This window comes from Empedobacter sp. UBA2044 (assembly GCF_002333005.1).
GTDB classification, from domain to species: Bacteria; Bacteroidota; Bacteroidia; order Flavobacteriales; family Weeksellaceae; genus Empedobacter; species Empedobacter falsenii_B.
In genome coordinates, this window is the sequence record NZ_DDBA01000039.1 from 29,753 (window position 1) to 41,050 (window position 11,298).

10 protein-coding genes and 1 other RNA gene are annotated in these 11,298 nt (G+C 29.8%); 6 read left to right on the top strand and 5 right to left on the bottom strand.

What is annotated here, in order from left to right:
• Positions 1–2: 2 nt before the first annotated feature.
• The 3 genes from gldH to B4E59_RS06995 form a co-directional block, all read right to left on the bottom strand.
• Positions 3–464 carry a gliding motility lipoprotein GldH gene (gene gldH / locus B4E59_RS06985; RefSeq protein ID WP_221854739.1) on the bottom strand — a complete coding sequence of 154 codons (462 nt, stop codon included), beginning with the start codon at positions 462–464 and terminating at the stop codon, positions 3–5.
• Positions 448–2,121: a PSP1 domain-containing protein gene (locus B4E59_RS06990; protein WP_221854738.1), complete on the bottom strand. Its 1,674-nt coding sequence runs from the start codon at positions 2,119–2,121 to the stop codon at positions 448–450. Before B4E59_RS06990 ends, gldH begins: the two co-directional genes overlap by 17 nt.
• Positions 2,122–2,207: 86 nt before the next feature.
• Positions 2,208–3,077 carry an MBL fold metallo-hydrolase gene (locus tag B4E59_RS06995; protein WP_219034838.1) on the bottom strand — a complete coding sequence of 290 codons (870 nt, stop codon included), beginning with the start codon at positions 3,075–3,077 and terminating at the stop codon, positions 2,208–2,210.
• 118 nt (positions 3,078–3,195) lie between these two features.
• Here B4E59_RS06995 and gltX point away from each other — a divergent pair, with 118 nt between their 5' ends.
• Positions 3,196–4,704, top strand: a complete 1,509-nt coding sequence (gene gltX / locus B4E59_RS07000) for a glutamate--tRNA ligase (protein ID WP_221854737.1) — start codon at positions 3,196–3,198, stop codon at positions 4,702–4,704.
• A gap of 53 nt (positions 4,705–4,757) precedes the next feature.
• Here gltX and B4E59_RS07005 read toward each other — a convergent pair whose 3' ends face one another.
• Positions 4,758–5,129 carry a DUF779 domain-containing protein gene (locus tag B4E59_RS07005; protein WP_180905490.1) on the bottom strand — a complete coding sequence of 124 codons (372 nt, stop codon included), beginning with the start codon at positions 5,127–5,129 and terminating at the stop codon, positions 4,758–4,760.
• A 28-nt stretch (positions 5,130–5,157) separates the two neighbouring features.
• The gene (locus tag B4E59_RS07010) at positions 5,158–6,663 is read right to left on the bottom strand and encodes an aldehyde dehydrogenase family protein (RefSeq protein WP_221854736.1); all 1,506 of its coding nucleotides are present in this window, start codon (positions 6,661–6,663) and stop codon (positions 5,158–5,160) included.
• 141 nt (positions 6,664–6,804) lie between these two features.
• On the opposite strand from B4E59_RS07010, the gene ssrA reads away from it, so the two are divergent.
• From ssrA to B4E59_RS07035, 5 genes are all read left to right on the top strand, one after another.
• Positions 6,805–7,202: a transfer-messenger RNA gene (gene ssrA, locus B4E59_RS07015) on the top strand.
• A gap of 170 nt (positions 7,203–7,372) precedes the next feature.
• Positions 7,373–8,593: a site-specific integrase gene (locus B4E59_RS07020; protein WP_291052277.1), complete on the top strand. Its 1,221-nt coding sequence runs from the start codon at positions 7,373–7,375 to the stop codon at positions 8,591–8,593.
• Positions 8,590–9,693 (top strand): hypothetical protein, encoded by a 1,104-nt coding sequence (locus B4E59_RS07025; protein ID WP_291052279.1) that lies wholly within the window; start codon positions 8,590–8,592, stop codon positions 9,691–9,693. Before B4E59_RS07020 ends, B4E59_RS07025 begins: the two co-directional genes overlap by 4 nt.
• A 71-nt stretch (positions 9,694–9,764) precedes the next feature.
• Positions 9,765–10,043 (top strand): helix-turn-helix domain-containing protein, encoded by a 279-nt coding sequence (locus tag B4E59_RS07030; protein WP_291052282.1) that lies wholly within the window; start codon positions 9,765–9,767, stop codon positions 10,041–10,043.
• A 241-nt stretch (positions 10,044–10,284) separates the two neighbouring features.
• Positions 10,285–11,205 (top strand): hypothetical protein, encoded by a 921-nt coding sequence (locus B4E59_RS07035; RefSeq protein WP_291052285.1) that lies wholly within the window; start codon positions 10,285–10,287, stop codon positions 11,203–11,205.
• Positions 11,206–11,298 lie beyond the last annotated feature (93 nt).

The window sequence follows — 11,298 nt, forward strand, 5'->3', positions numbered from 1 at the left end:
TATTATTCAGCTTTATCAACAATCAAACTAATGTCTTCGATTCCTTTCAAATTTTTTGTTCGCATACCTTGCCAAACTTTTAGTTGATAGCGACCAGAGTCTTTTATTGGTAAATTTTCGCGATAAACCAACATCATTTCTTTTGTTGTCATTCCTTTACCAATCCAGCTTCCATCGGGATTTGCAATATAATACTGTAAAGTATCAATCATTTCATTTCCTTTAGGATCGATGAATTTCGTGAACAAATATAAGTTACTATATTCATACGACGTATTATTTCTTAACACAAATCCAATGTTAACAGCCGAAGGTTTAGGATCTTTTACATCAAACGTAAAGGTTTGAGGTTGATTATTCTTCCATTCGTCTTTCACATCTTTTGTGTCTTGATAATAATGTTTAGCCTCGCAACTAAACAATAAAAAGACTAAAATAAAAAGCAAACTACTGTTGCGTATCATCTGGTTTTGGCCCACGATTAAATCTTTTTTTATTTCGATTCTTCGATTTATTTGGATTCGGTTGAGAATTATTTGCTTGATTCTCGTCCTTAGTTTTCGGTTTTTGCTCAGCATTTTGATTATTTTGCTGAGGTTGTTTTTTTGGTTGTTGAGTTGACTGATTAGCCTGATTTGTTTGATTATTTTGTTGGCTATTATTGCTCGGATTATTCGGTTTTCGCTTTTGTTGATTGCGATTGCGATTATTTCCTTGCGGCTTTTGCTGATCAGTATTTGGTTGAGCTTGTTGCTCTTTCGCTTGAGTTGGCTGTTGCTTCTCTTTTGGCTGATTTTGTTGTTGCTGATTCTGATTAGGATTCGAATTTTTGTTCGGTCTATTTTGATTATTCTTTTTAGACTGATTTGGATTCTTTCCTTGTTTATTTTCAGGACGATTTGCTTTATCTTTCGTCTCGTTAGGCTGTTTTTGTTTTGCCTTCTGAGGTTTCAGATTATTAGCATTCGCCGCAACTTTTTCGTTTCCAGAATTTTGATTATTCTTAATTCTTTTACGTTTTTTGTTCTGTTTTTCTTTACGTTCAAAACGTTCTAAAGAATCTTCACCAATTACATCTGTAAAATCTGGTTTCGATTCTTCTACATTTTTAGCTAAATCCTCTAAAGGTTCAGTTTTTTGACCTTTTGCAGTGATTGCTAAAAACTCTTGAATATCGTCTACCGAAAATTTGTACCAAACAATTCCGCCTTTGTCATAAGCAAACCACATTTCTTTCTTGAAAACGTCGATTTTAACACAATGTGCCCAACCTTTTTCAGTCTCGAAACGGCTTTCCATTGATGGAAAACTATTTAATGCATCTAAATATGAATCCAATTCAAAATTTAAACAACATTTTAATTTACCACATTGTCCAGCTAACTTTTGCGAGTTAATTGACAATTGTTGATAACGTGCTGCAGCAGTGCTCACAGAGCGGAAATCTGTTAACCAAGTAGAACAACATAATTCGCGTCCACAAGATCCAATTCCACCAACTTTTGCTGCTTCTTGACGATATCCGATTTGTTTCATTTCAATTCTTACGCCAAATTTCCCAGCGTATTCTTTGATTAGTTGTCTGAAATCTACACGTCCTTCTGCTGTATAATAAAATGTAACTTTCGCTCCATCTCCTTGGTACTCAACATCACAAATTTTCATTTCCAAATTAAGGTTTTTCGCCATAATTCGAGAATCAACCATTGTTTGTTTTTCTCTATCACGAAACTCTACCCAAGTTTCTATATCTTTTTGGTTCGCTTTGCGATAAACCTTCTTGACATCTTCCGCAGTCCACGAAAGATTCTTTTTTTTCATCTGGATTCTAACAAGCTCACCCGTAAGTGTAACAACCCCAATATCATGACCAGGTGTTCCTTCAACAGCGATTACATCGCCAATATTTAGAGATATGTTGTTTTCGTTTTTATAATAAAACTTTCGATCGTTTTTGAAACGAACTTCCACAAAATTGAACTTTTCTTGTCCATTTGGAAGTTGCATATTCGATAACCAATCAAAAACTGATAATTTTCCACAACCATCAGTGCCACAAGCACCATTATTGTTACATCCTTTCGGAAGGCCATTAGAAGTTCCACAAGATCCACATCCCATGCTTCTATAATTTTTTTAAATGACAACACAAAGGTATGAAAATATTTTTCTGAATTTGTGAAATCATTTCGGTTATGAAATTGATTTTAAATTGAATCAAAAACTTCTGAAAATGAATAGGTTTGATCTAATCTAACCCCTTTTTCTGTTAATTTTAACGTAGCTAATTCGTTGACATGGTCATGTTCAAAAAACAAAATATATTCATTTTCGACTGCTTTTTGTAAAAACGTTCCTTTTTCTTCAACTGTTATTAAAGGTCGTGTATCAAACCCAATTACATAAATTAATGGAATATGCCCTACAGTTGGGATTAAATCTGCGATATAAACTATTTTTTTGCTTTTATATGTAATGATTGGTAACATTTGCTTTTCGGTATGTCCATCCACAAATAAAATATCAAAACCAAGTGGAGAATTTTCTAAAATTGATCCATTTTGAGGCAAATCAATCAAATTAAGTTGTCCACTTTCTTGTAGAGGTAAAATATTTTCTTTCAGGAAAGACGCTTTTTCACGTGGATTTGGATTTACTGCCCAATCCCAATGATTCGCATTCGACCAAAATTTTGCGTTTTTGAATGAAGCTTCTAAATAATCTTTCTCTTTGTTGTATTGAATTGCGCCACCACAATGATCAAAATGCAAATGCGTCAAGAAAATATCTGTAATATCATCGCGATGAAAACCATGTTTGGCTAAAGAGTTATCTAAAGTAGCATCGCCCCATAAATAATAAAAACCAAAGAATTTTGCATCTTGTTTAGTTCCGATTCCTGTATCAATCAATATTAATCGTTTACCATCTTCGATTAATAGACATCTCATCGCAAGGTCGATTAAATTTCTATCATCAGCAGGATTGGTTTTATTCCAAATCGATTTTGGTACAATTCCGAACATGGCACCGCCATCTAATTTAAAATTTCCTGTTTCTATTGTATATAATTTCATTTTTATGTGGTTTTATTTTGTTGAATTTTCGTTTTACGAAGATAAAAAATAGAATATTATTTAAAATAAATATCTATTATAGAATTGAACGACTTAAATTTGCAAAAATTTTGATACAATGGCAAAAGAAGTTCGTGTAAGATTTGCGCCAAGTCCAACAGGTGCGTTACACATCGGAGGAGTCCGTACTGCGTTATACAATTATCTTTTCGCAAAACATAATAACGGAAAATTCTTATTAAGAATAGAGGATACAGACCAAACACGTTATGTGGAAGGTGCTGAACAATATATTATCGATTCGTTGAAATGGTTAGGCTTAACTCCTGATGAAGGTGTTGGTTTTGGTGGAGATTTAGGTTCTTACCGTCAATCAGAGCGTAAAGAAATCTACAAACAATATGTAGACGAATTATTAGCTTCTGGAAATGCATATTATGCGTTTGATACAGCAGAAGAATTAGATGCTGCGCGTGTAAAAGCAGAAGAAAATAAAGAAACATTTATTTATAACTGGTCGACAAGAGGAAAGTTAAAAAACTCTTTATCGTTGACGGAAGATGAAACAAAAGCTTTAATTGGGAATGGAACTCCTTATGTAATTCGTTTCAAAATTGATGATTCTCGTACAGTTTTATTGGATGATATGATTCGTGGAAAAATAACGATTGATGCATCAACTTTAGATGATAAAGTTTTGTTTAAATCTGATGGAATGCCAACGTATCACTTAGCAAATATTGTGGACGATCATTTGATGGGAATTTCTCACGTAATTCGTGGAGAAGAATGGTTACCATCAATGGCTTTGCACGAATTATTGTATGATGCATTTGGTTGGGAAGCACCTCGTTTCGCACATTTACCATTAATCTTAAAACCAGAAGGAAAAGGAAAATTAAGTAAACGTGATGGAGACAAACACGGATTTCCAGTTTTCCCAATGGAATGGAAAACAGAAGAAGGAATTGCAAAAGGATACAAACAAGAAGGTTATTTCCCAGATGCAGTATTGAATATGTTAGCTTTATTGGGATGGAATTCTGGAACTGATCAAGAGATTTTTACAATGGAAGAATTGATTCAATTATTTTCATTAGAAAAAGTTTCAAAATCGGGTGCACGTTTTTCTCCGGAAAAAGCAACTTGGTTCAATCATCAATATTTACAACAAAAATCTGTTGAAGAATTATTACCATCTTTCGAAGAAGTTTTAAAAGAAAATGGAATCGAAGCGAATCCAGCTTTAGATGCAAAAGTGGTTGAATTGTTAAAAGAAAGAGCAAACTTTGTAAAAGATATTTACGAACAAGGTCAATTCTTTTATATAGCTCCTTCTACTTACGATGAAAAAGCAGCTAAAAAAGCTTGGAAAGATGATTCTAAAGAGATTTTAGGAAAATTTGTTGAAGTTTTAAATTCATCAGAATTTACTTCAGAAGTTTTACACGATGCAATGGCAGAATTTGTTACAACGCAAGAAATTGGATTTGGAAAAATCGGAATGCCTTTACGTCTTAGTTTAGTTGGTGCTTTACAAGGACCAGATGTTCCTGTAATTATGGCAACTTTAGGAAAAGAGGAAACGATTGCACGTATCAACAAAGCGATTGAAGTTTTAGGATAAAATTATTTCTATCATAAATAAAAAAGCCATTTGCAATGCAAATGGCTTTTCTGTTATAAATTGATTTTGACTTCGTCTAATTGATTAAGTTCTTCTTGAGAGAATATTCGATAATTGACTTTAAATGTTTTGCCAAGCGGAACTTCTAACGAAAAACCTCCTGCGCCAATCGCATCAATAACATCTAATTCGAAATGAGCATGTTTCCAATATTCGAACAAATCTTTGTCAATCCAAAATTCAACTCCATCAATTTCTCCAATGCAAACATCTTTGTATCGAAGATAAAATTCTCCTTTTCTGAAACATTGCGGTTGCGTTCCTTCACAGCAACCTCCTGCTTGATAAAGCATTAAATCGCCATGTTTTGCTTTTAATTCATTCAATAAATTAATCGCTTTTTCTGTTGCATCAACACGTTTCATTTTTTGAGATTTTTAATTAATTATTGATTTAGAAGAAACCTAATTTCTTTTTGCTGTAAGAAACTAACATGTTTTTAGTTTGACGATAATGATCTAACATCATTTTGTGGTTTTCACGTCCGATACCAGATTGTTTATAACCTCCGAAAGGCGCTCCAGCAGGATAACTATGATATTGATTAACCCAAACACGACCAGCCTGAATAGCACGTGGAACTTGGTACAATTGATGTGCATCACGCGTCCAAACACCAGCTCCTAAGCCATAAATAGTGTCATTAGCAAGCTCAATAGCTTCTGCTTCATCTTTGAAAGTTGTCACAGCTAACACAGGTCCAAAAATCTCTTCTTGGAAGATACGCATCTTGTTATTTCCTTTAAATAAAGTTGGTTTGATGTAATAACCTGTTTCGCATTCACCTTGTAAATGATTAGCGTCACCACCAGTTAAAACTTCTGCACCTTCTTCTTTTCCTAATTTAATATAACTTAAAATTTTGTCATACTGAATTTGAGAAGCTTGCGCACCAATCATTGTTTCAGGATCAAGAGGATTTCCTGCTTTAATCATATTTACACGTTCTACAACTCGCGCAATAAACTTATCATAAATAGATTCTTGAATCAATAATCGCGAAGGACACGTACAAATTTCACCTTGATTTAAAGCAAATAATACAGCTCCTTCAATCGCTTTGTCTAAGAAATCATCATCATGATCCATTACAGATTCGAAGAATACGTTTGGCGATTTTCCACCTAATTCTAACGTAACTGGAATAATATTTTCTGTTGCATATTGCATCACGAAACGTCCTGTAGCTGTAGATCCTGTAAACGCAGCTTTCGATACTTTAGGATTTGTCACCAATGCGCGACCTAATTCTCCACCAAAACCATTTACAATGTTAACAACTCCTGGAGGTAATAAATCTCCAATTAATTCGAATAAATATAAAATCGAGATAGGAGTAGATTCAGCAGGTTTTAAAACCACACAGTTTCCAGCAGCCAAAGCTGGAGCTAATTTCCAAACCGCCATCAAAATTGGGAAGTTCCAAGGAATAATTTGCGCAACAACACCAATTGGCTCGTGGATAATAATTGAAACTGTATCTTTATCTAATTCGTTGATAGAACCTTCCTCAGCACGAATTACCGAAGCAAAATATCTGAAATGATCGATTGCTAAAGGAATATCAGCATTCAATGTTTCACGAACTGGTTTTCCGTTATCGTAGGTTTCTACAGCCGCAACATTTTGTAGATTTTCTTCGATTCTATCTGCAATTTTATTCAAAATAATGCTTCGTTGTGTTGGCGAAGTTTGACTCCAACTTTTGAAAGCTTCGTGAGCAGCATCTACCGCTTTTGCTAAATCTTCTTCTGAAGAATGCGCAGCTTTTGTAAAAACTTTTCCAGTAAGTGGTGTTACAACATCAAAGTATTTTCCGTTTGTAGGTGGCGTAAATTGACCATTGATGTAATTGTCATAATGATCTTTGAATGTAGGTACATTAACTAAGTTTCCCATTTTATTAAAATTTTTGTGAATTGAATTTTCTCTAATTTATTCAAATTTGTTCAATAATTATGTTTAGAAAAAGTTAATTCTATTTGGTATAAAATTTGTATATTTGGCATCCGTCAATTATTTATTGACAATTTACTTTATGGGGCTGACTGGTTTTGACAGCAGGGCCAATGGGTAAGTAAGCATGCAGTGATAGGTTGTGTACTCACTTTAATCAGGCACTTCAACTTTTTAACTGGCAACGAAGAGTACGCTTTAGCTGCATAATTCTGAATTTTAGTAAGAATACGCCACGTCTATACTAGGTATAGAAGCTGAATGTCCCTCAAAAGCCTTGACTTACGGCGTTTGATACAGGGACACGGGAAAGTAAGAATAGAAACCTTAGTGCATCGGATAGGTTTTGAGATTTTAGATGATAAGCGGATGACAGAGTGTTTATTCTCAGGATTTCGTCGAAAATTAATAATAAACTAAGCATGTAGAAAGCTTATTTGTTGCTTGTTTGGACGCGGGTTCGAATCCCGCCAGCTCCACTAGTTATTATTATAGGTTAAGACTGGTTATTATTAAAACTCACTATTTCAGTGAGTTTTTTTTATTACAATCCCCAAATGAACTTAAGTAATTTTAAATTCTATCAGAAAATTCATCCCCTTCTTTATCCCCTTTTAAATTTTTCATATTATATTTATTGTAAATTAATTTTATGAAGATTACTTTTTGTTTAAAAGAACCTAAGTCTAAAGAATCTACATTAATTTATATGATATGTAGATGGGACGGAAAACAATATAAAATATCATCTAAACAATTTATACTTCCTCTATATTGGGATAAGGATAAATGTAAAATAAAACAGACATCTAAAGTAAAAAATGTACATACGATAAATAATATTTTATATGATTTGGAGAATTCTGCAAGAGAATCATTTGAATTTTTCATCAATGAGTTTTATAGAAAACCGACAGGTGAAGAATTTAAAATGTTAGTTAAAAAGCATTATTTTGATGAAAAACCTTTGCATACTAAATCAGAATCGAAAACGGTTTCTGACTATTTTGATTTATATATTCAAACAATCAAGAATGATGTAACGGAATCAACTATTCAAAAGTATAAACAAGCTAAGTATAATTTTCAAGAGTTTGAAAGATTAAATAAGTCAATCTATAATGTTGATATGATTGATAATATGGTTAGAAATTCATTTGTAGATTATCTAGTAAATATAAAGTTATATAAACCCACAACAATTTATAGAAAAATGAAATTCCTTAAAACGGTTTTACTTTTTACTAAAAGTTTAGGCGTTGGTATTCATCCATTTATTGAGAATAGAAATTTCTTAACAAAGGATGTTGAAGTTGATAATTTAGCTTTAGGTGAAACTGAAATTAAAGAGTTAGAAGAAATTGATTTGAATGATAATAAGAAATTATGTCAAGTAAGAGATTTGTTCTTATTACTGTGTTATACAGGTCAAAGATTTTCTGATTTACAGAAGATTAATTACTCTAATATTATTGATGATCAATATTTGTCAATAAGACAACAAAAAACTAAAGAAGCGATAACAATTCCTATCACTATTAAGGTTAAACAGATATTAGATTCCTATAATGGAAAATTACCAAAAATATCAAACGTTAAGTTTAATGTTTATTTAAAAGAGTTAGCTCAGAAAATAGATTCATTAAATATGGAAGTTGGAAAAAACGTAGATGGATCAATTTTACATAAATATGATATAATAAAGAGCCATACAGCACGAAGAACTTTTGTGACTTTAAACTTTAGTAGAGGAGTGGAGCTTGATGTATTAAAAATAGGAACAGGCCATAAACAAACTAAAACATTACAATCTTACGTTAAAATGTCAGATAAACAAAAAGCAGATTTATTAAGAAGTAAATTAGAAATATGATAAAAAGAACAGTAAATATTTTTTTAATAACTATTGATAGGAGAAATGAATTAAAAGAAATAATAGAAAATTATTGTAATAAAAAATTATTTAATTTTCTAAATGATTTTAAAAATAAAGAAAAAATAAACATTAGTGATGAGAAATTTTATGAAAATTCAATTCTTTTTTTAGGTTTTGATGAGGTCACATTTGATATTTTGAAAGAATTAAAATTTAATAATACTAAAAATGAAGTAAAATTTAATTCATATGAGAATTTAGTAAATATATTAAATAAGTTAAAATACACTAGAAAAGTTGAAGATAAAGACAAATTACCAAATTTAAATCATTTTAGCTTATTGGGAACGGATGAAAATTATATTTATAATTCGGTAAAAGTAAATAGAATTGAAAGAAATTTTCTCTCTAAATTAAAATATTTTTCACCAAGTGAAAATTTGGAAAGATTAATAGGAGAATTCAAAAAAAATAACGAATATACTTTTTATGAAAATTATAATGGTGTAACTAATCCAACAAAGACAGATGAATCATTATTAAAATTTGAATATAAATCAGGATTATCAACATCATATTTTTTCTTTACTAATAGAATGGTAGTAGATTTTAATAAAAAATTGAATGAATATGAAAGAATATCGCATGGTCAATCTGGTTATAGTGTATATCCCTGTAAATCTTTCAATCAAAATAAAACATTCAAAGATTTATTTTTAGAAATATATAAAACTGAATTGGATGATTTAATGAAAATTATTTATTATGAATTTTTGTTAAAAGAAATTAATAATAAAAGAATTAATTTAATAGAAAATCAAAAGAATAAATTAAACAATGAAAACAATAAAATAATCAAATCAAATTTTAATGCTAAACTTTGGGGGGTATTTGGACGGTTAATCAAAATTCATGTTTTTGATAATAAAATAGTAAATAAAACTTTAGCTGAATCTATAAACTATATTAGTGGAGTTAGTATAAACCAATTAGAAAAGAAGCATTTGACTGGAACTAATTTTAAAGATGATATAACTATAGAAGATAAAAAAATAATAATTGAGGTATTAAATTCAATGATTAAAAATTTAAAATAAATTACACGGGGGGAATCCCCCTTTTTTATTTTAAACACTTTCTACATTTGCTACAAGAAAAAACAGAAAGAATGAAACAAAATTATTTAATTCAATTAACTCCTGAGGAGCTAGGAGTTATTATTAAGGAAGCATTAGTAGCTTCAATGGGACAATTTATTGAGAATATAAATCTTAATAAAAAAGATAAGTTATTGAATAGAGAACAAGTGGCTAATATTTTAGGAAAATCCGTTTCAACTATTGATAACTATAAGAGAAACGGACTTTTACCTTTTACAAAAATTGGTAGTGCAGTTTATTTTAAGGAGTCGGATGTTCTATCTTCTTTAATTCCTATTAAGTATTAGATTCTATAATACTTGAAGCGTTATACTTTTTACGCTTTAAAATTCAAAAAATAATTTTTACAAACAATGAGATCCAGATTCAATGTGAATACTGGACAGCCAAAACTATGTTTAAAAATGAAAAAATATTAAAACTAAATATCTACTTATAACCTGTGTGATAAACACTTTATTAGTTTGGTTATAGTATTAATATTTATTAGGAGAGACCTAATAATTATAATATTTTAAAAAAAATAATATGAAAATAAAAATTTCAAGATTATTAAATCCTGTATTATATACAATCGCAGTGGATTTATCAATAGACACAATAGAACAAGTAGTTGATTTAGATGATGTTTTAATTAATACAGAAGAGTATGAAAAGTATAATTCATACTATGATTTTATTCATTTAATGCTAAATATTTATGAATTTAATGATGATTATAAACATTTTCAAGATATAATTAATGATATCAAGAACAATAATATAGATTCTTATAATCAATATATATTTGAAGAATACTCTATATTTAAAAATTTAGATCTTAATGATAATAATCAAATTACTGATATTTTAATAACTGTTATTGATGATTTGTATTTATCAGTTGATAATGATGAAGAACGATTAATTTGTTTAATAAAAAATACAGCTTTATCAATTGAGTATTTTTCAAATAATAAAAAAGGGAGTACTATTTCCTCTAGATATGAGCCATTTGAAAGTTTTACTTATTTAAGTTTATTACAATTAAACAACTTTAACTCTTTAAAAATGGAAGTTGATGAAGAATCATTTGGTTCTGGTAATATTAATTTTCTAGTTACTGATTACTATAAAGAAGTGATATTGAAGATAACGAATATTATATCATCAATTGAAAAAAGCGATTTTTATTCATTTAGAAAAATAATCATGTTATTTGAAGAAGAGATAAATATTGCATTTGAAGAATATGATGACGAGAGAAATAATATAGATTACGATGATCATCAAAAATTTATTAATCTAATTGAAAAATATGGGTTAGACTTTATATATGATATATATAAAGTTGATTTAGATTTTGAAGAATTTGACTTCTATAATACAAATTTCTTTGAATATAGTTACTTAATAATTGATATATATAATCATATATATAAAATCAATTTAGCAGATAGTTTCTACTAACCAAGCTAATATGAACAATTAATTGGTTAAACTTTCCAGTTCATATTAAATTTCTAAAAAGGGTTAATTTCCAAGACACTGTACCAAAAACTG

Bases quoted from the DNA above. Each gene is read 5' to 3' on its own strand.
- B4E59_RS07005 (WP_180905490.1), bottom strand. From the start codon at position 5,129: ATGAAACGTGTTGATGCAACAGAAAAAGCGATTAATTTATTGAATGAA.
- B4E59_RS06995 (WP_219034838.1), bottom strand. From the start codon at position 3,077: ATGAAATTATATACAATAGAAACAGGAAATTTTAAATTAGATGGCGGT.
- B4E59_RS07020 (WP_291052277.1), top strand. From the start codon at position 7,373: ATGAAGATTACTTTTTGTTTAAAAGAACCTAAGTCTAAAGAATCTACA.
- B4E59_RS07030 (WP_291052282.1), top strand. From the start codon at position 9,765: ATGAAACAAAATTATTTAATTCAATTAACTCCTGAGGAGCTAGGAGTT.
- gldH (WP_221854739.1), bottom strand. From the start codon at position 464: ATGATACGCAACAGTAGTTTGCTTTTTATTTTAGTCTTTTTATTGTTT.
- B4E59_RS07025 (WP_291052279.1), top strand. From the start codon at position 8,590: ATGATAAAAAGAACAGTAAATATTTTTTTAATAACTATTGATAGGAGA.
- B4E59_RS06990 (WP_221854738.1), bottom strand. From the start codon at position 2,121: ATGGGATGTGGATCTTGTGGAACTTCTAATGGCCTTCCGAAAGGATGT.
- gltX (WP_221854737.1), top strand. From the start codon at position 3,196: ATGGCAAAAGAAGTTCGTGTAAGATTTGCGCCAAGTCCAACAGGTGCG.
- B4E59_RS07035 (WP_291052285.1), top strand. From the start codon at position 10,285: ATGAAAATAAAAATTTCAAGATTATTAAATCCTGTATTATATACAATC.
- B4E59_RS07010 (WP_221854736.1), bottom strand. From the start codon at position 6,663: ATGGGAAACTTAGTTAATGTACCTACATTCAAAGATCATTATGACAAT.